This is a genomic window from Hyphomicrobium sp. DMF-1 (assembly GCF_027886585.1).
In the GTDB taxonomy this organism is placed as follows: Bacteria; Pseudomonadota; Alphaproteobacteria; order Rhizobiales; family Hyphomicrobiaceae; genus Hyphomicrobium_C; species Hyphomicrobium_C zavarzinii.
Genome location: NZ_CP115706.1, coordinates 710,867 through 730,245, shown reverse-complemented (window position 1 = coordinate 730,245; position 19,379 = coordinate 710,867). Strand labels below are relative to the sequence as shown.

Annotated in this window: 16 protein-coding genes and 1 tRNA gene; 5 read left to right on the top strand and 12 right to left on the bottom strand. The window is 64.3% G+C overall.

Features of this window, described 5'->3' with window-relative positions:
* Window positions 1-42: 42 nt before the first annotated feature.
* Together ptsP and PE058_RS03260 are read right to left on the bottom strand one after the other, a co-directional pair.
* Complete coding sequence (ptsP, locus tag PE058_RS03265; RefSeq protein WP_271029824.1) at window positions 43-2,301, bottom strand: phosphoenolpyruvate--protein phosphotransferase; 2,259 nt, start codon at window positions 2,299-2,301, stop codon at window positions 43-45.
* 174 nt (window positions 2,302-2,475) lie between these two features.
* Window positions 2,476-3,738, bottom strand: coding sequence for an aspartate kinase (locus PE058_RS03260; protein ID WP_271029823.1), 1,263 nt, complete (start codon window positions 3,736-3,738; stop codon window positions 2,476-2,478).
* Between the two features lie 265 nt (window positions 3,739-4,003).
* Between PE058_RS03260 and ubiG the strand changes: the two genes are divergently transcribed.
* Window positions 4,004-4,822, top strand: a complete 819-nt coding sequence (gene ubiG, locus PE058_RS03255) for a bifunctional 2-polyprenyl-6-hydroxyphenol methylase/3-demethylubiquinol 3-O-methyltransferase UbiG (protein ID WP_271029822.1) — start codon at window positions 4,004-4,006, stop codon at window positions 4,820-4,822.
* A gap of 259 nt (window positions 4,823-5,081) precedes the next feature.
* Complete coding sequence (locus tag PE058_RS03250; protein WP_020084034.1) at window positions 5,082-6,281, top strand: pyridoxal-phosphate-dependent aminotransferase family protein; 1,200 nt, start codon at window positions 5,082-5,084, stop codon at window positions 6,279-6,281.
* A gap of 79 nt (window positions 6,282-6,360) precedes the next feature.
* On the opposite strand, the gene PE058_RS03245 is transcribed toward PE058_RS03250, so the two are convergent.
* The 4 genes from PE058_RS03245 to PE058_RS03230 all read right to left on the bottom strand — a co-directional run bounded on the left by PE058_RS03245 (window position 6,361) and on the right by PE058_RS03230 (window position 10,777).
* Window positions 6,361-7,725 carry a PDZ domain-containing protein gene (locus PE058_RS03245; protein ID WP_271029821.1) on the bottom strand — a complete coding sequence of 455 codons (1,365 nt, stop codon included), beginning with the start codon at window positions 7,723-7,725 and terminating at the stop codon, window positions 6,361-6,363.
* 93 nt (window positions 7,726-7,818) lie between these two features.
* Window positions 7,819-8,820 carry a cysteine synthase A gene (cysK, locus tag PE058_RS03240; protein WP_020084032.1) on the bottom strand — a complete coding sequence of 334 codons (1,002 nt, stop codon included), beginning with the start codon at window positions 8,818-8,820 and terminating at the stop codon, window positions 7,819-7,821.
* A gap of 131 nt (window positions 8,821-8,951) precedes the next feature.
* The gene (gene dut / locus PE058_RS03235; protein ID WP_020084031.1) at window positions 8,952-9,494 is read right to left on the bottom strand and encodes a dUTP diphosphatase; all 543 of its coding nucleotides are present in this window, start codon (window positions 9,492-9,494) and stop codon (window positions 8,952-8,954) included.
* A gap of 5 nt (window positions 9,495-9,499) precedes the next feature.
* Window positions 9,500-10,777, bottom strand: a complete 1,278-nt coding sequence (locus tag PE058_RS03230) for a phosphopantothenoylcysteine decarboxylase domain-containing protein (protein ID WP_271029820.1) — start codon at window positions 10,775-10,777, stop codon at window positions 9,500-9,502.
* 195 nt (window positions 10,778-10,972) lie between these two features.
* On the opposite strand from PE058_RS03230, the gene PE058_RS03225 reads away from it, so the two are divergent.
* The gene (locus tag PE058_RS03225; protein WP_156827159.1) at window positions 10,973-11,635 is read left to right on the top strand and encodes a tetratricopeptide repeat protein; all 663 of its coding nucleotides are present in this window, start codon (window positions 10,973-10,975) and stop codon (window positions 11,633-11,635) included.
* A 16-nt stretch (window positions 11,636-11,651) separates the two neighbouring features.
* On the opposite strand, the gene PE058_RS03220 is transcribed toward PE058_RS03225, so the two are convergent.
* Together PE058_RS03220 and PE058_RS03215 are read right to left on the bottom strand one after the other, a co-directional pair.
* Window positions 11,652-12,455 (bottom strand): DUF2939 domain-containing protein, encoded by an 804-nt coding sequence (locus PE058_RS03220; protein ID WP_271029819.1) that lies wholly within the window; start codon window positions 12,453-12,455, stop codon window positions 11,652-11,654.
* Between the two features lie 41 nt (window positions 12,456-12,496).
* Entirely contained in the window at window positions 12,497-13,477 is a 981-nt protein-coding gene (locus tag PE058_RS03215) for a complex I NDUFA9 subunit family protein (RefSeq protein ID WP_020084027.1), read from the bottom strand.
* 432 nt (window positions 13,478-13,909) lie between these two features.
* On the opposite strand from PE058_RS03215, the gene PE058_RS03210 reads away from it, so the two are divergent.
* Both PE058_RS03210 and PE058_RS03205 read left to right on the top strand, forming a co-directional pair.
* Window positions 13,910-13,994 (top strand) — tRNA-Leu (locus PE058_RS03210).
* A gap of 164 nt (window positions 13,995-14,158) precedes the next feature.
* Window positions 14,159-14,332, top strand: coding sequence for a hypothetical protein (locus PE058_RS03205; RefSeq protein ID WP_156827158.1), 174 nt, complete (start codon window positions 14,159-14,161; stop codon window positions 14,330-14,332).
* A 61-nt stretch (window positions 14,333-14,393) separates the two neighbouring features.
* On the opposite strand, the gene PE058_RS03200 is transcribed toward PE058_RS03205, so the two are convergent.
* The 4 genes from PE058_RS03200 to PE058_RS03185 form a co-directional block, all read right to left on the bottom strand.
* Complete coding sequence (locus tag PE058_RS03200; RefSeq protein ID WP_020084025.1) at window positions 14,394-15,245, bottom strand: L,D-transpeptidase; 852 nt, start codon at window positions 15,243-15,245, stop codon at window positions 14,394-14,396.
* Between the two features lie 659 nt (window positions 15,246-15,904).
* Complete coding sequence (locus PE058_RS03195; protein WP_245257595.1) at window positions 15,905-17,062, bottom strand: SAM-dependent methyltransferase; 1,158 nt, start codon at window positions 17,060-17,062, stop codon at window positions 15,905-15,907.
* 70 nt (window positions 17,063-17,132) lie between these two features.
* Complete coding sequence (locus tag PE058_RS03190) at window positions 17,133-17,933, bottom strand: DUF1365 domain-containing protein (protein WP_271029818.1); 801 nt, start codon at window positions 17,931-17,933, stop codon at window positions 17,133-17,135.
* Window positions 17,930-19,273, bottom strand: coding sequence for an NAD(P)/FAD-dependent oxidoreductase (locus tag PE058_RS03185; protein WP_271029817.1), 1,344 nt, complete (start codon window positions 19,271-19,273; stop codon window positions 17,930-17,932). Before PE058_RS03185 ends, PE058_RS03190 begins: the two co-directional genes overlap by 4 nt.
* Between the last annotated feature and the right edge of the window lie 106 nt (window positions 19,274-19,379).

The following is a 19,379-nucleotide window of genomic DNA, read 5'->3' as shown; positions in this document are numbered from 1 at the left end:
GCTGGCCTGCAAGCAAATTCCCTCGGCGGATGGAGTACCGGCCTAGATTTCGACGCCGTGCTCGGCCGCGAACGCCTCGAGCTCGCTCCGGAGACTGCCCGACCGGCCGACCAGCAGGCGGTCGAGCAGCAGCGTGATCGCCTCCGCATTGAGCGAGCGGATCATGGTCTTGACCGGACCGATCGACGCCGGCGCCATGGAGAGCGTCCTGAAACCGAGGCCGATGAGGCACATGGCCTCAACCGGGCGCCCGGCCATCTCACCGCAGAGCGTGAGCGCGACCCCGTGCTTGCGGCAGGCCCTCGCGAGTTGCTTCAACGCCCTGAGCGAGGCAACCGAAAGCGAGTCGAACCGGCTTGCCACGCGCGGGTTCGAGCGGTCCGCCGCGAACAGAAACTGGGTAAGATCGTTGCTGCCGACCGAGACGAAATCGACCCTCTGCAGAAGCTCGTCCAGCTCGAACAGGACGCTCGGAACCTCGATCATGGCCCCAATCAGGAGCTTGCTCGGAGGCGCGATGCCCCGCGCCGCGGCGATGTCACGCTCTTTCTCGATCAGAACCCTGATCTCGTCCATCTCCGTGGCGACGGAGACCATCGGAATCATGATGCGCAGCTCTTTGCCGGCTGCGGCCCGCAGAAGGGCGCGCACTTGCATGCGGAACAGCGCTGGCCGGTCGAGCGACATGCGGATCGCCCGCCAGCCGATCGCCGGATTTTCCTCCGGCACGTGGCTAAGGTAGGGAAGCACCTTGTCGCCGCCGATGTCGAGCGACCGGAACACCACCGGCTTGCCGTCCGCTTCCGTCAGAATGGCTTCGTAAGCCTGCGTCTGCCGGTCCACCCGCGGCAAGCTGTGCGAGAGCATGAACATGAGCTCGGTGCGGAACAGACCGATGCCGTCGGAGCCGGATTCCTTGAGATGGGGCATATCCGCGAGCAAACCGGCGTTGATCTGCAGCGTGATGCGCTCGCCGTCCATCGTCTCGGCCGGAAGATCGCGCAGCGCCTCGTACTGCTTCTGCCGCCGCGCCCGGAAACGCACCTTGTCGGTATAGGCGGAGACCACCTCGCTCGAAGGGCGCACGTGCACTTCGCCGATCACGCCGTCGACGATGATCGCATCGCCAGCCGTCACCCGCTCCACGATGCCCTCGGCCTGGCCCACCGCCGGAATGCCGAGCGCCTTGGCGACGATCGCCACGTGGCTCTGCCCGCTGCCATCCTCGATGACGAGGCCCCTCAGCCGCGAGCGGTCATAGTCGATCAACTCCGCCGGGCCCATGTTCCGCGCCACCAGAATGGTATCTGAGGGCATTTCCGGCGGATTGATGAGGCCGGTGGGAACGCCCGCGAGAATGCGCAAGAGCCGGTCCGATAGATCGTCGAGGTCGCGCTGGCGCTCGCGCCAAAAGGGATCGGCCTGCTTCAGCATCCGCGCGCGCGTGCCGTTCTTGACGCGCTCCACCGCCGCATCCGCCGTGAGGCCGCTCTGCACCGCCTCCCTGAGCCGGCGCTCCCAGCCGCGATCGTGGGCGAACATGCGATAGGCTTCGAGCACGTCGCGATGATCTCCCGCGCCTGACAGAAGCTCGTGGCTCAGCATGTCGTCGAGCGAGGTCTTGAGCTCCAGGATGGCGTCCTCGAGCCGGCGCAACTCCGCCGCCGGATCGTCGGCCATCAGCTTGGTGACGACGATCCTGGGCTCGTGCAGCATCACGTGGCCGAGCGCGATGCCTTCGGAGATCGGCTCGCCGGACACCACCTTCGACAGCGCCCGCGAGATCTCGATCGCCGATCCGACCCCGCTCACCGCGCCGGACACGAGGTGCTCCGCAACGACCATCGCCGTTGCCTGCATCACCTCGACGTCCTCGTCCGAGTATTCCTTGACCGTGCGGTTCTGGACGACCAGCACGCCGAGCACCTGCCCGCTGCGCTGGATCGGCACCGCCAGCAGCGAGTGGTAGATCTCTTCGCCGGTCTCGGGCCGGTAGGAGAAGGCGGGGTGCTTCGAGGCGTCCGGCTCGTTGATCGGCACCCCGAGCTCGGCGCACCGGCCCACGAGGCCTTCGCCGCGCTTCAGCATCGTATTGTGCACTGCGGAAGCGTTGAGGCCTTCGCTGGCGAACAGCTCGAGCGATCCGTCCTGACGCCTCAGGTAGATCGAGCAGACGTCGGCCACCATCACGCCGGCGATCTGGCGCACGATCTTGTCGAGCCGCTGCTGCCCGTCCGCCGGCTCGGCCATGATGTCCCGCAGCCGGCGCATGATGACACGCAGCGCCGGCTCGGTTGGCATCACACGGGGCTCGTCGCCGCGTCTCGAGTGCATAAGGCAATAGCCGTTGAAATATGGATCCGCACCCCCCTAGGTACCCCAGGGGTCATGCGCCGTTATACGTTAATTTGAGCGCGAATGCGGAAATGCTGCCGGAAAAGCGATAGCCAGACCTTAACGGCTCGCGCCGGTCGGTCAGGCTGCGTCGAGACCGTAGATCGTGTGCAGTGTCCGGACCGCGAGCTCCGCATAAGCCGCATCGATCAACACACTGATCTTAATCTCAGAAGTGGAGATCGCCAGGATGTTGATCCCCTTCTCGGAGAGCGCCTTGAACATTTGCGCCGCAACACCCGCGTGGCTGCGCATGCCGATGCCGATCACCGAGACCTTTGCCACGTCCGCGGAGCTTTGCAGCTCGAAATCGCCGATGTCGGCGCGCGCCGCCTTGAGCACTTCGAGCGCCCGGGGAAGCTCGGCGGCCTGCACCGTGAACGTCATATCGGCGTGGCGGCCGTCTGCGGCGACGTTCTGGACGATCATGTCCACGTTGATCGAGGCCTCGGCCAGCGGCACGAAAATGCGCGCCGCGATGCCCGGTTTGTCCTCGAGCTTCAGCATGGTGATTTTCGCCTCATCCCGAGCGTAGGCGATGCCGCTGACGACTTGGCTTTCCACGATCTCATCCTCGCCGCAAACGATTGTCCCGATATTCTCAAGATTGCCGGCCCTGACCGGCGCCATGTCCTCGGGCTTGACGAAGCTCGACAGCACGCGCGTCTTGACCTGATACACCATCGCCAGCTCGACCGAGCGCGTCTGCAGCACCTTGGAGCCGGAGGATGCCATCTCGAGCATTTCCTCGTAGCTCACCTTGGGCAGGCGCCGCGCCTTGGGCACGATCCGGGGGTCCGTGGTGTAGACACCATCGACGTCCGTATAGATGTCGCAAACGTCGGCCTTGAGCGCGACCGCGATGGCCACCGCGCTCGTATCCGATCCGCCGCGCCCGAGCGTCGCGATCCGTTTGGACTTGGGCTCCACGCCCTGGAAGCCGGTGATCACCGCCACCTCGCCCGCATCGAGCGAGCGCTTGAGATCCTCGCCCGCGATGCCCGTGATGCGGGCCGAGCCGTGGGCGGTGCTGGTTTCGACCGGAACCTGCCATCCCTGCCAGGAGCGCGCCTTGACGCCCATCGACTGGAGAACGATCGCAGTCAGACCCGCCGTGACCTGCTCGCCGCTCGCAACGACCGCGTCGTACTCGCGCTTGTCGTGCAGCGGAGACGCCTCGTTCACCCAAGAGACGAGCTGGTTTGTCGCACCCGACATCGCCGAAACCACCACGGCAACCTTGTTGCCGGCGTCGACCTCGCGTTTGACGTGGCGCGCAACGTTCTTGATGCGCTCGACGTTGGCAACCGAGGTGCCACCGAATTTCATCACGACAACAGCCATGGCCTAACCGCTCGAAGCCCGGTTCTGAACAAAAACCCGGTTCTGTCTGGAAGATCGTCTTGAGGGCCTGTCCACTGGCGGAGCCGCAAGGGGACTTGACCTCGTTTCGGCCGTTCTCTTACCGGGAACGCCGGATCGCTGCAACGAAGCATTTTCCGATGGAGCACCTGGGGGTTCGCCTGCCGGAAGGGCCGCAAGCCGGCCTGGAGCAGACGGCCGACCTCGCGACATTGACAATCGCGTCCACCCTGTCACCTTCGCGCCCATGAGCCAGCCCGTCCAGACCTCCACCGAACCGAACTCCCCCGCAGCCGCCGGCGCCACTCCTGGTGCGGGGCCGGCCAATCTCGACGACGCGGAGATCGAGCGCTTTCAGCGCCTCGCCAAGGCCTGGTGGGATCCGCTCGGAAAATTCCGGCCGCTTCACCAGATTGGCCCCGCGCGGCTCACCTTCATCCGCGACGAGCTGACCCGTCACTTCGGACGCGAGACGTCGGGCCTTCGCCCCCTGAAGGATCTCCGCGTTCTCGACGTGGGTTGCGGCGGCGGCCTCATGTCCGAGCCCCTGGCCCGCCTCGGCGCGCGCGTAACCGGCATCGATCCGGGCGACAAGAACATCGCCATCGCCCGCGACCACGCCACGCCTCAGGGCCTCGACATCGACTACCGGGTGACGACGGCGGAAGCGCTCGTAGCCGCTGGCGAGCTTTACGATGCTGTGGTCTGTCTCGAGGTCGTCGAGCACGTCCCCGACGTTGGCGCCTTCGTGAAAACCTGCGCGAGCCTGGTCCGCCCTGGCGGCATGCTCGTGCTGTCGACCATCAATCGCACGCTGAAGTCCTACGCGCTCGCCATTGTGGCCGCCGAGTACGTGCTCGGATGGCTGCCGAGAGGTACGCATCAATGGGATCGCTTCGTGACGCCTGACGAGTTGGGCCGCCACATCGCGAGCGCGGGTCTCGGCGAGACCCGCTTCAAGGGTTTCGTCTACAGCCCCCTCCGCGATCAGTGGAGCCTCGCCGACGACACCGACGTGAACTATCTCGTATCGGCGGTTCGAGAACCCCAGCCCGTAAAAACCTGATCAGCATTTTTTTCTATTTCGAATGACGTTTTCGCAAAACGCGTTCGCGACATAACGTCTTTAAGTCGAAAAATACGAAAAACTGCGGCCGTATGGCACCTTGGCCGGGGCAAACAGCCTTGACGGCGCCCCGCCTTTCAATCTTTAAGAAGCCGCTGCTCGCGCAGATGAACCAAAAACATGGCAGGCCTCTCCTCCTTCGGAGCAACCCTCCGCAGGACAAGCGGCCGCTACGCAGCGAGCGGAGAAGGGGACGAATATGTCGAACGAGCCACGCCGCCCGGGCCGGCACTTCCTGCAAATTCCAGGTCCGACTCCCATTCCCGAGCGGATCATCGCGGCCATGGCCCGCCAGATCCTCGATCATCGCGGTCCTGAATTTCAGAAGCTCGGCAAGCGCGTTCTTTCCGGCGTAAAGACCCTGTTCAAGACGCAGGGCCACGTGATCATTTATCCCTCGTCCGGAACGGGCGCATGGGAAGCCGCTCTCACCAACACGCTCTCGCCCGGCGACCGCGTGCTGATGGTGGAGACTGGCCAGTTCGCCGTTCTCTGGAAGCAGATGGTTGACCGTCTCGGCCTGCGCGCCGAGGTCATCCAGACCGACTGGCGCATTGGCGCCGACGCCAACGAGATCGAAGCCCATCTCCGCAAGGACAAGGCCAAGACCATCAAGGCCGTGTGCGTCGTGCACAACGAAACCTCGACCGGCTGCCGCACGCGCCTCGACGAGGTGCGCCGCGCCATTGATGCTGCCGACCACCCGGCGCTCCTGATGACGGATTCCATCTCGGGCCTTGCCGCCGCCGATCTGCGCCATGACGAATGGGGCATCGACGTCACGGTCTCCGGCTCGCAGAAGGGCATGATGATGCCGCCGGGACTGTCGTTCACCGCCATTTCCGACAAGGCCATCGCCGCCTCGAAGACCGCGAAGCTCGCCCGCTCCTATTTCTCGTGGGACGACATGCTCGCGTTCAACGGCGACGGCTACTTCCCCTACACGCCGGCGACCGGCCTGCTCTATGGCCTCGACGAGTCGATCAAGCTGATCCACGAGGAAGGCTTGGAGAACGTGCTCGCCCGCCACGAGCGTCTCGCCGAGGCAACGCGCATCGCGGTCCGCACCTGGGGCCTCGAGGTCAACTGCCGTGACGAGAAATACGACAGCCCGGCCGTGACCACCGTGCTCATGCCCGATGGCCACAACGCCGACGCCTTCCGCAAGCTCGTGCTCGAAAGCTTCAACATGTCGCTTGGCACCGGCCTGAACAAGCTCGCCGGCAAGGCCTTCCGCATCGCTCACCTCGGCGACACCAACGAGCTCACCGTTCTCGGCGCCCTCACCGGCGTGGAGATGGGTCTCGAGCTTGCTGGCGTGCCGCACAAGAAGGGCGGCGTGCAGGCTGCGATGGCCTACATCGCAGACAGCGCACGCCCCCTCGCGAAGGCCGCCTGATCGGCAGCCATGAACGAAAAAACCCTCCGGCTGCACACCAGCCGGAGGGCTTTTCTTTTGTTCCGTTCGGCGAGGAAGATCACGCCCGCCCGGCGAGCGATTCCATCGCGGTGCGAACCTCCGGCGTGAAGCTGCCGTTGATCGGCCCCTTGTAGGCGCCTTCGTCGCGAAGGACTTCCTGTAGCCACTTCCGGTCTCCGAGTGACAGCACGTTCGGATTACGCATCAGCTCCGAGACCAGATACTTGTCGCCGAGCTTGAGCGAGCGCACCACCCAATAGGCCGCCTCCGTATCGCTCTTTTTCACGCCTTTGCCGATGCGATAGAGAACACCGAGATTGAAGGTCGCCACCGCATTCCCGAGCTCCGCCGAGCGGCGCACCTGATCGGCGGCACGCGCATTGAGACGGAAAGCTTCCGCCTCATCCTTGGGAATCCCACGCCCCAGCTCATACTTCTCCGCGAGCCATGACGTCGCCTCGCTGAGCCCCTTGTCGGACGCCTCACGCAAAAGCTTCACCGCCTCCTGGTCGTCCTTCGGCACGCCCTTGCCCGTCTCGTAGAGGAGCGCGAGCTTGTGCATGGCGAAGATATGCCCCTTGTCCACCGCACGCCGGTACCAGCGCGCCGCCTCGGCGTAATCCTGCGTCGCGCCCCGCCCCGTCTCGTAGAGCGTGCCGAGATTGGTCATCGCGGCTTCCTGCCCGCCCTCGGCTGCCTGAAGGAACCACTTGGCGGCCAGCGTCTCGTTCTTGGGAATGCCGATGCCGTCCTTCGCGAACAGCCCGTAGCGCGTCATGGAGGCGAGGTGCCCCGCCTCGGCGGCCTTGAGATAGTAACGGGCCGCTTCGGCGAAATCCTTTGGCCCCAGAACCAGCCCGAGCGACAACAGCCGCCCGAGGCTCGCCGAGGCGCCGACATTGCCCGCGTCCGCCCGCGCAATCAGGAAGCGCTTGAGATCCGCAGCACCCTGTCCCGCGCGCCAGACGTCGACCGTGACCGACTGATCCGGGTTGAGCCCGCGAAGCACGGCCGTCAGCGTGTCTGAATCCGCAACCTCGCGCCCATCGACCTTCTGAATCACGTCGCCGGCACGCACCCCGGTGTTGCCCTGAGGCGCATCGGAAACCAGCGCGCCGCGCTCGGTGCCGAGACCCAGCGCGTCGGCGAGATCCGCGTCGACGGTCGTCACCCGGACCCCAAGACCGCCATGCGGTTGCCCGTCCGTCACGGTCTTCGTCAGGGTAACCTTGAGCGACAGCTTCTCCGTCGCAACGTCCGTTGAAGAGGAAGGCGTGCTCTTGGCCGGCTCGGCCGGCGTCTTGGCGGGGGTGCTCCGCTCCGGCTCCTTGGTTTCTTTGGGGCGCTCGGTGGGCTCACCCTCGGGCGTCAGCACGCCGGTCAGCGGTGTCCACCGCTGCGCGAGCGCAGGTTGAGACGCCACGGCACACGCCGCAGCGAGCACAACAGCTCCCGCATTGAGAAACGGCCGCAACCGCACCCTTACCCCCTTTGCCAAAGAACTCGTAAAACCGACTCACACCTTCTGCGGCGGCTCGACAAAGAGCTCGCTCGAGAAATAGCGCTCGGCCGACGAGGGTGCGAACGTCACCACCGTCTTGCCGCGCATTTCGTCCCGCGCCGCCACCTCGAGCGCCGCAGCCACATTCGCTCCGGTGGAGATACCGCCCGGAATCCCTTCGAGTTTCGCCAACGATCGCGACGTTTCGAAGGCCTTCTCGTTCGAAACCCGCACCACCTCGTCGATGAACTTCGTATCGAGCACCTTCGGCACGAAGCCCGCGCCGATGCCCTGGATCTTGTGCGGACCGCGCGCGCCGCCAGAGAGAATGGGACTGCCCTCGGGCTCCACCGCGATCACCTTGAGCGACGGCTTGCGCGCCTTGAGCACGCGACCGCATCCCGTGAGCGTGCCGCCCGTGCCGACGCCGATCACGATCGCGTCCACGTTGCCCTGGGTGTCGGTCCAGATCTCTTCGGCCGTGGTCTTCTCGTGCACGAGCGGATTGGCCGGGTTCTCGAATTGGCTCGGCTGCACGGCGCCGGGTGTCTCAGCCAGGATCTGGTTCGCCTTGTCGATGGCGCCGGGCATACCGCCCGCCGCCGGAGTGAGCACCAGCTCCGCGCCCAGATGCGTCAGGATCTTCCTGCGCTCGATCGACATGGATTCCGGCATCACCAGGATGAGCTTGTAGCCGCGCGCCGCACAGACGAACGCGAGGCCGATGCCCGTGTTGCCTGATGTGGGCTCCACCAGCACGCTCTTGCCGGGCGTGATCTTGCCCTCGGCTTCCAGCACGTCGATCATGGCGACGCCGATGCGATCCTTGACGCTCGACAGCGGATTGAAGAACTCGAGCTTGACGAGCACGTCCGCCTTGGCACCGGCCTGCTTGGCAACGCGCTGCAGGCGAACGAGCGGCGTATGTCCGATTGTCTCCGTGATATCGGAAAAGACCCGTCCGCGGCCCCAGCTCTGGGTTGCCTTCAAGGTCTTGATTTCGGTCGCATCGGTCATCGCTCTAGCCTGCCTTGATTGGTCCGGGGTTTCCTAAAGTTTCTTTTCGCACATATTCGTGCCCATCCAAAGGGCTGCCTACGCGTTTCCTGCACCGGCAACCCTCTCCGTATCATGGCGGAGATAGGCAGCTAAACCTTACGCTTCAATGCCTTTTTTTGGCTTTTTGCGGGAGTGGCTGCGCGCCGCGCCAGGCCCTTGGCTCCGCGCGTGGAGCCAAAACCGCCCGCGCCCCGCCGGGTCTCGCCCACCACTTCGACGCGCTTCAGCGCCACGCGCGTGACGGGCGCCACGACGAGTTGCGCGATGCGCTCGCCCCGATGGATGGAGAACGGCGCCTCTCCGAGATTGACGAGGATGATCTTCACCTCGCCGCGATAATCGGAATCGATCGTCCCCGGGCTGTTGAGCACCGTGATGCCGTGCTTCAGCGCCAGCCCAGAGCGAGGCCGCACCTGCCCTTCGAAGCCGGGCGGCAATTCCAGCGTAAGGCCCGTCGGGATCAGCACGCGCTTGCGCGGCTTGATGACCACCGGCTCGCTCTCCGGAACGGCCGCGACAAGATCGAGCCCAGCCGCCTCATCGGACTGATAGGCCGGCAACGGCAATCCTTCGCCATGCGCCAGCACCACCACACGAATGCGCACGCGTCCCTTGGAAACCCCCTTGGCCATCCCCGCTACACCTGCTCCCGCGCTTCCGTCAGAAAACCGGCGGCGCGCGCGAGCAGCGCATCCGCGACTTCCGCCTTGCTCATCTCCGGCCAGCTCTCGACACCTTGCGGTGTGACGAGATGCACCCGGTTCCGCTCGCCGCCGAACACCCCGGTTTCCTCGGAGACGTCGTTCGCGACGATCCAGTCCACCGACTTCGACTTGCGCTTGCCTTGTGCGTTCTCGATCACCGCGCTGGTCTCGGCGGCGAACCCGACGACGAGCGTGGGACGGCGCGATGTACGCTTGGCGATGGTGCGCAGGATATCGGGATTCTCCACGAGCTCGAGCTGCGGCGGCCCTGCGTTGGGCGCCTTCTTGATCTTGCCCCGGCCCGGCGCGGCGACGCGCCAGTCCGCGACCGCGGCAGCGAACACCGCGACATCCGCGGGAAGCGCCGCCTCGACGGCAGCCAGCATCTCGTTCGCGGTCTCCACGTGATGCGTCTCGACACCATCGGGATCGGCGAGCTGAACCGGCCCCGTGACGAGCGTCACCCGCGCGCCAAGACGCCGCGCGGCGACAGCGATCGCATGACCCTGCTTTCCTGAAGAACGATTGGCAATGTAGCGCACCGGATCGATGGGCTCGTGCGTCGGCCCGCTCGTCACCAGCACGTGGCGCCCCGCCAGCGGAAGGCTCGGCTCTGGTTTCGCGCGCGATCCGGAAACGTTGAGAAAGCCGAAGCCACTCGCGCTCTCCTCGTTGTCGGCGATAAGGCTCTCGATGCGCGCCACGATCTCGCCGACCTCGGCCATGCGCCCGACACCAGCCTCGCCCTTCTCCGCCATCTCGCCCGCGTTGGGTCCGATGAACTGGACGCCATCCGCTTCGAGCTGGCGCACGTTGCGCTGCGTCGCCGGATGGCTCCACATGGCGGGGTTCATGGCGGGAGCCGCCAGCACGCGTGCCCGCGTGGCGAGCAGCACGGCGGTGGCGAGATCGTTCCCCTGCCCCTGCGCCATCCGCGCGAGGAGGTCGGCCGTCGCCGGCGCCACCACCACGAGATCCGTTTCCCGCGCGAGGCGGATGTGTCCGATCTCCCGCTCGCCTTCGAGGTCGAAGAGATCTGTCGCGACACGCTCGTTGCTGATCGCCCCCACCGCCAGCGGCGTGATGAACTCCTGCGCGGCCTTGGTCATGACGCACCGGACGGCGAATCCGCGCTCACCTAGCCTGCGGATGAGATCCAGGCATTTGTAGGCGGCAATGCCGCCGCCGATGATGAGCAGCACGCGTTTCATGGAATTTCGAGCCAAGCCGACCTCGATGGAGCGCCTATATTAAGGGCAGGACGGACGACGCGGGCACGAGCATATCCGCGCATCCGGTCCCTGAAAGCCGAAACATGCCGCAATTGCGGCCAGCCGGCACCCTATCATTTATGCTACCATATCACGCGCTTTGCCGGTTCAACGACCGGACCACGATGGTTACCGATGAGGCTCCTCAGGATGGAACGCCAGAGCCGGAAACTTGTATTGGCCATCGCCGCCCTGCTCGCGGTGTGCGGGGCTCCCTCCGTCGCGTCTTCGAACACCGTCGCCGAATGCTTCAGCGAGAACAACCAGCGCCGCATCGCCGGCTGCACGGAGCTCATCGAGAACCCCAACCTGGACGCCGGCACCAAGAGCCTCGCCTACGCCATGCGCGCCCTCGCCCTGTCGCTCACCGGCGCCTTGAGCGACGCCCTGCCCGACTACGACGCAGCCATCAAGCTCGACCCCGCCTCCGCCATGGCCCTCAACAACCGCGCCTGGGTGCTCTACAAGCTCGACCGGCTGACCGAGAGCATGAGCGACGTCGAGCGCTCGCTCCGCTTGGCCCCTGCCAGTCCGCACGCGCATGACACCCGCGCCCACATCCGCCAGGCACTCGGCGAGCGCACGGCCGCGCTCCGCGACTACGAGCAGGCCATGCGTTACGGCGGCGAGCACCTCGTGAAACTCTACCAGTGCGGACTGGAGGCACAGGGCATCTATTCCGGCCCGATCGACGGCCTTTACACGCGCGATGTGCGCAAAGCGCTCGAAATCTGCGTCGCCTCCGCGTCCTGCGATCCTCTTCCCGCCGATGAGGAATGCCGCGCCGCCACCTCGTAGCGTGGCAGGATGCGGATCAGGTCTGCGGCACGAGACCTGTCAGCATCCACGATCCGTTGACGAAGCTCAGCTCCGCCGTGATCTCCGCCTTGCTCGCCGTCGCGTCGCGCGCCACGCCCACGGAGAGCCCCAGCGGTCCCGTCAGTGAAAAGTGCTTGATGTTGCCGAGCCCGTACTTCGGCCGCGCGCGGGACTCGTTGAGCGCCGGCAGAACCTCGATCTCGGCACCCGGCTGCGGCTGCACGTCGGTTGCCTTCGCATCCGCGCCGCCAAGCACTTTATGCGTATCGATGCCGAGCTTCCCGGCGATTTCGTCGAGCCGGCTGCGCCCGCCTCCGGACTGATCCTCGGACACGATCAGGAACCCGCCGAGCCCATCTGCGCGGGACGCCCGGTCCATCACGAGGCTGTCCAGCGCCTCCTTGAACGTTTTCCCGCTAGCATGAATGCGGATGAGCATCTCCGGCGTGACCAGCGACGCGAGCACACCGTCCACGATCCGGGGCATCACGCGCGCCTTGAGCTGATCGCTCAGCGCACCGCCCGCAGTTCCCGCCTTGTGCAGCGTATCCGTGATCACCTTGTCGACCTTGGCCGCAACGGCGGGGCGGAGAGAAGCCCGCACGCTCGGAAAATCGATCCTCGCAACCAGCCCTTCCACGTTGTGGCCTTCGAGCGACGACTTGATCTCGTAGCCCGCATAGAGCGGCCAGGCGACATAGAACGCCAGCACGGCGACGAAGCCGATCGATCCGAGCGATCGCATCTTGAAAAGCCGCGAAACCGGCGTTCCCGTGGCTGGTGCGCGCGATCGACTCATGAGATCCCCCCGAGGCATCCGGAATACGGCAGGCGCAGGCCCTATCCGCGGTAGTGCGAATACTGCCCCTTCGGTCTGAAGCGTTCGAGATAGGACGGCACCACCGATCCGATCGACTGCTGCGGCACGACACCGAGCCCAGCCAGCGTCCGCCCGTCCTTCGCGGCCTCGGCGCTCACGACGTTGTCGGATTGGAGCAGCCGCACCTGATCGACGGTGAGCGGGCGAAGCGAGTTCGGCAACGGCCACGTCATGAGCGCCTGAAGCTTCGCCAGCCAGAACGGCAGCGAGATGAAGCCGCGCTTGCGTCCCGCATAGGACAGCGTGCGCTCCAGAAGCTCGCGGAAGGAGAGCACCTCCGGCCCGCCGAGCTCATAGACCGCGCCGGGCTTCGCGCTTTGGAGAACCTGCACGACCGCTTCGGCGACGTCGCCCACGTAGACCGGCTGAAAGCGGGTGCGTCCGCCCCCGATCAGCGGCAGCACGGGCGACATCTGCGCAAGCGCAGCGAACCGGTTGAAGAACTCATCCTCGGGACCGAACACGATCGACGGCCTCAGAATGATCGCGCCAGGAAACTCCTCGAGCACCGCGGCTTCTCCAGCGGCTTTCGAGCGCGCATAGCGCGCGGGCGAGGAGGCAGACGCCCCGATCGCCGAGATATGGACGAAGTGAGACGCGCCGGCTGCCCGCGCCGCCTTTGCGACAGCCCGGGCTCCTTCGTCATGCACGGCCTTGAAGGTCTGCCGGCCGCTGCCTGCCAGGATACCGACCGCGTTGATGACGATGTCGGCGCCTTCCACCGCGCGGGCCACCGACTCGGGGAATCGCAGGTTGGCCTGCACCGGCTGGATCTGCCCCACATTGCCCATGGGTTGCAGATAGCCCGCAAGATCGGGGCGGCGCGACGCGGCCCGGATGCGGTAGCCCTCTCTCGCGAGCGCCCGGACAGTATGACGGCCGACGAAACCCGACCCTCCGAAAATCGTGACCAGCTTGTTGTTGCCGCTTCCCGCTGCCATTCCGCTTCTCCCGCCCCGGCGCCTCAGCCTTTGGAGCCGTAAGTCCCTCATATGCTTCCGGAAAACCGAGGCCCCGCTTTCCACCGGGAAGCACGATAAAACAAAGGTCTAGTCCGTTCCCGCACGCCGATCAAAACCGGAGCATCCGCAAGAGCGGCCCTCACCTGATCGCCAAGCCAGCCGAGCCTCCATGTCCGCACCAGACGCGTGAATCAGACTCCAGAACAACGACATAGAGCACGTTTGCGCGCGCGACACCGATTCGATCAAAGGCCAAAGCGGCTCAGGTCAGGGACTAGCTTATGGACCCGAAACGTGACGAGTCCAACCTCGCGGGCGCGCAAAATGCGCACTTGCCCCCTTTGAGGCGGTACTCTCATTGACAACGGCGGCCACTCCCCGTAACTCATGGCGCCCGCGAGCTTACGGCTTGCCCAGATGGCGGAATTGGTAGACGCACTAGTTTCAGGTACTAGCGCCGCGAGGCGTGGAGGTTCGAGTCCTCTTCTGGGCACCATCACTTAAGCTCTAAGTGTACTAACGCGGGACTATTACGTCGACATATGCGTCGACTGCTCATCCGTCCACATTGCCGCGACCAGCGGAAGGACGGACATAGCCAACAAGCTCAAAGACGAACGCCCCATCGAACGCAATGACGTCCGGTACTTCGTGCGACGCGTGCCGAAGCACCTCGCACGTTTGGACGGACGCGGCACCGTTGTCTGGAGCACGGGCATCGCCGTGCACGACGACCCTCGTGCGATCCGCGCCAAGATCATCGTGCGCCAGCATGATCACAAGCTGCGACAGCATTGGAACAAGCTGCTCGCCGGCGCCGCGTCGAACCCGTAACAGGGCATAAAACCGAGAAATCTACCGCAAACTGCACGTTGACCTAGCGGCTACCCGCTGGTCACTTCTTCGCTGCGGGAGCGGCGGCCGCGCCCGCTGCGGCGGGCTGGGTTGCCGTAGGCGTCGCCGCGGTCGTGGTAACCGCTGGCTTCTTCTTGGTCGCCGCCGGCTTTTTCGCCTTGGGCTTTGCGGGAGGGGAGCTGAAAAGGCCGAAGTCGAACAGCGAAGACAACGGCATGGTCTCGCTCACGCCACCGGTATAAGCTTGCAGCACGCTCACCTTCGTGCCGACCTTCGCAATCGAGGCCAAGTGCACGACGTGCTCGTTCGTCAGGCGGAAGCAGCCCGACGAATTCGCGCGCCCGACGGTGCGATCGTTGTTGGTGCCATGGATACGGTACACGGTATTGCCGAGATAGAGCGCGCGCGCGCCTTGCGGGTTCTTGAGCCCGCCCGAGACCGTAAGTGGCAGGCCCGGCACACGCTCGTGCATTTCAGGCGGCGGGGTCCACGATGGCCAGGATGCGATCCGGCTGATGCGCTGTGTGCCGGTCCAGGTGAAGCCCTCGCGGCCGACCGAGATGGGATACTCGTAGGCTTGCTTGTTGGGCAGCACGAAATACAGCTTGCGCGATTGCGTATCGATTATGATGGAGCCGGGCTCTTCGCTGCGGTCGAAATAGACAACCGGCGGCGCGGCAGGCGCGATGTCAGGCCGTTCTCCGCCGTCCATATGCTTGGGATAGATAACGGGCTCGTAGGCTGCACGGCGCGCTTCGCGCTCAATGCGCTCCGCTTCCCGCATTTGCGCATCATGCTCAGCGACAGAGTCGCTGACGAACTGCGCCTCCGCCGGCCCCGCAAGCAGAGCGACGTAGGCCGCCAAAGCCAAACACGTTGCGCGCAATTCCATAAGCGCTCCGCAACCGGTTGATCGCTTCAGCCCTGATAGGGCACCTCGCTGCCCCCGGACAAGTCCGATCACGTTCCAGCAGGTGCGCGCAGGGGTCAACTGTTGCAGTCCGGCCCCATCGCAGAGCCGTCGCTGGTAACCCTGAGTGGACGATTCGTTGCTGAAGTACCGCGAAAAACTTCTGCAGTGCCGAGAAAGCTGACTTCAATACTGCCCATCACCAAGCTGAAGTAAGCTGACTTTGAACCAGCGCATTGGCTCCACAGCGAACAGGATCGGTAAGGGTCCGAGACCAAACCAGTCCAGATCTCGCCCCAAGGTACTCAGTCTTAACGTCGTGGGCTTCCGTGACGCGCCTGCCTAGAGCTACGGCGCTTCACAATTCTGCGAAGCGGCTGACGACTTGTCGTGTTCCCCACGAAAGCCTCGTACGGCCTGTCTCGCCAATCCTTCGGCGTCGAAAAGGCCTAGCTTGGCATGAGCGGCTATAATGTCCGCCAAGCTCTGCAATTCCTGCTTGGCGCTGCGGGCTAGCTTGAGCCTGACCCGCGCAGTCTCGAGTGCAGAATTGAGAACCCTCCGAGTTTCCAGGTCAAACTCCTTCTGAGAAAATTGCATGGCGGCTCCTGAATTGACGGGCGTGGAGGAATGGGCGTGGATTAACTCGATCGCGCGGCATGCCGGATCTGGTACAGTCCGACATCCAGCCATCCTGCCTCGAAGCCGACCTCGCAATAGACGAGGTAGTAATCCCAGAGCCTCCGGAACCGCTCATCAAAGCCCAGGGCTTGGATCGCTGGCCAGGCTCGATCGAAGCGGATGCGCCAGTCGGCTAGCGTGCGCGCATAGCTCGGTCCGAAATGCTCGGATCGCACGACAGAAAGTCCGGCACGCTCGGCTTGCGAAGCGATGATGGTCTTGGTCGGCAACATGCCACCGGGGAAGATGGCCAGCTGAATGAAATCCGGCTGACGCCGGTAGCCGTCAAATCGTGCTTCATCAATGGTGATAGCCTGGATCACCGCCGTGCCGCCCGGAGAAAGGCACGAGGCAATCTTGGAAAAATAGGCCGGCCAGAACGCTTCTCCCACCGCTTCCAGCATTTCGATGCTGACGATCCGGTCGAACGTCCCGGTCACATCGCGGTAGTCTTGGAGGCGTATGTCGGCGCGACCGTCGAATGCGCTCAAGCGCCTGCGAGCATAGCTCAATTGCTGTGTGGAGAGCGTCAGGCCGGTTACATGGCAGCGATGCTCCGAAACGAGCAGCTGCGCGAGTGCGCCCCAACCGCATCCAATTTCCAGAACGCTTTCGCCGCTCCTGAGGTCAAGAAGCTCGGCAACACGCCTGAGTTTGGCCTTCTGCGCTGCTTCGATCGTGGTTTCCGGGGCGTCGTAAATCCCGGACGAGTAGTTCAGATCGTCGTCGAGCCATGCCTCATAGAATGCATTTCCGAGGTCGTAGTGAGCCGCGATGTTGCGGCGGCTGTTCGAGCGTGTATTGGCACGCGACGCGTGGCGAAGACGGGAGAACATGCGCCACGCGACATGCGAGTCTCCAACGGAGCGCCCGGGGTCCGTGTTGTCGATGCCCCAAAGCAGCAACGTGCTCAAGTCGTGACTGCTACAGTCGCCGTCTCCCAATGCCTCGGCAAACCCAACATCGCCCCCGAACGCAAGGCGGGGAAGTGCCCGCCAGCTATGCACCGCGATATGCGCATTGTGTCCAGGCCGGTCACCTGAGAGCTCGATGCGCCGTGCCGACGGCAGATCGATACTCAACGAGCCCGTTGGGAAGGGGCCGACGATCCGGCGCATGAACCATTCCCAGACCGTGCTCAACCGTGCGTCAGACGCCTTATTCGGCAGAGCCTTTACCGTCGCTTGGTCAGCCATTGTCCCCCTGCGCGTACCTTGTGTGGCTCCCAATTGTTGCACCATGACCGTCCACGGGAGTGCGTGGCCGGATGCGAATTCCTTTGGAGAAAATTCTGAGAGCTTCCCAGTGGATCGCGCCTATGACTTTGAACGTCAGCAGGGGATGGGAAAGACATCGGCGCAGCAGTTCCGCGCTCGTGAGCGGCATCCGCGTCCCATGCATGGCCGTGTGGATTACAGGTTTGGACCCGCCATCAAGCCCCGTTATCGTCACGACGATCCGCGTGTCCGGAGCGCGCAATCGAAACTTGTAGGTCAGCTCATCGTCGAGAAACGGGGAGACGTAGAATGCTTTCGAACTGGTCTGGTGCAGCGTACCCGAAGGATCGGCTGATGCCTCGATAAGGTAGGAATGACGTTCGCCGAACGTGTTGTGAACCTCGTAGATCACCGCCGCGACGCCGCCCGAATGGTCATGGCAAAAATAGATGCTCAGCGGGTTGAACGCGTAGCCGCATAGGCGCGGCATCGTGAGAAGCTCGATGCGCGCCCCGGCATGCGATAAGCCGGCTTCGCTCAGTCGCTCTTCTACGTACCGGCGAAGACTTCCTTTGCCGTGCCCGTAGTCGCTGTCGTACAGCGAGAAAACGTTGAACCGGTTGTGGGAGAACAGGCGCAACGCGCCATCGACACCCTCGAGTTCGTCGAGATCAACGAGCATCCACCAGACGCGATAGCGGAAGGCGTGCACGCGCGGCATACGGCGGCTGTGCATGACCCATCCGCTGTAGATGGATGATCTGAAGCTCATGACACGGCCTCACGTACGGGGGGCGTGACACGTGAACCGCGCACGATCCGGCCGGAGTCGTTTTCCACGCTCCACGGCCGCTTAACGCCACCAAGATCCTCAGCGACGGCAAGCCCGGCCTGGAGCCCGTCCTCGTGGAAGCCCGACCCGAAATATGCCCCGCAGAACCACGTGTTTCGCTCGCCCTGCAGTGACCAAAGATGCTTCTGAGTCTCGACCGCCTTCCCGTCGAAGATTGGGTGCGCATATTCAGCGACTGTCACTACCGAGGCCTGCTCCGGCGGGCGAGATGGGTTAAGCGTTACGAACAACGGCGGAGCGGCCGGTATGCGTTGCAGACGGTTCATCCAGTACGTCACGTAGGCGCCGTCGCCGCTTTCAACGTAGTTCCAGCTCGACCAGACGCCCCGGCGCCGGGGCATTAAGCGAGAGTCGGTGTGGAGGAACGCGCGGTTGTTCGAATAGCGGAAGGCGCCCAGAAGCCGGCGCTCTTTGTCCGTAGCATCGCCCAGCAGGGCGAGGGCTTCGTCGGCGTGAGTGGCGACGACAACATGGTCGAAGCGCTCTGCTCGTCCGTCCGCCGTGCGCACAACGGCGCCGCGTGCGTCCCGCGCCACCCCCACAACCTTGTTTCCGCTCCGGATATTCCCGCCGAGCCGCTGCGCCAGTTTCTGGACGTATACCTTGCTCCCCCCGACGACCGTATGCCATGCTGGCCGCGCGTGAAGTTTCAGAAGACCATGGTTTTCGTAGAAGCGAATGAACGACGCCGCGGGATAGTCGAGCATCGTAGCGGGTGGTGCCGACCAGATTGCTGCCGCCATAGGCAAAAGGTGGTCGTTGCGAAACTGCGCTCCATACTTTCGCAGATCGAGGTATTCTCCCAGGCTGAGCGGCCGGACGGCGAGTTCCGGCAAGTCGCGCGGGGCGTTCGCGTAGAACCTGCGCAGCTCGAGCAGCATGGCCCAGAACCCCGGCCGGACGATATTTGCGGGCTGGGCGAACAGCGCCGCAACGCTCGTTCCAGCGTATTCGAGCCTCCCAGCATCCCGGGAGACGGAGAACGACATTTCTGTTTCGTAGGAGTCGATACCGAGGCAGTCAAATAGCGCTACGAGATTTGGATAGGTCTGATGATTGTAGACGATAAAGCCCGTATCAACCTCGATCTGCCCTTGGGGTCCGTCCACGACGACCGTGTTGGCGTGGCCTCCCAGCCGGTCCGTTTGCTCAAAAAGCGTCACGTCATGGCGAGCGCTGAGCAACCACGCAGCGGAAAGCCCGGAAACACCAGATCCCACGACGGCGATCCGGAGAGCTGGTGCTGATGAGACGTCCATTTATGCTCGCACGGTACCACAATCTAGAAACCCAACGAATGGCGGCGGGGGTTGGATCACAAGCGCCCGGTGATCCAGGTTACGATCCCGAGCGTTGTTTTGCGCA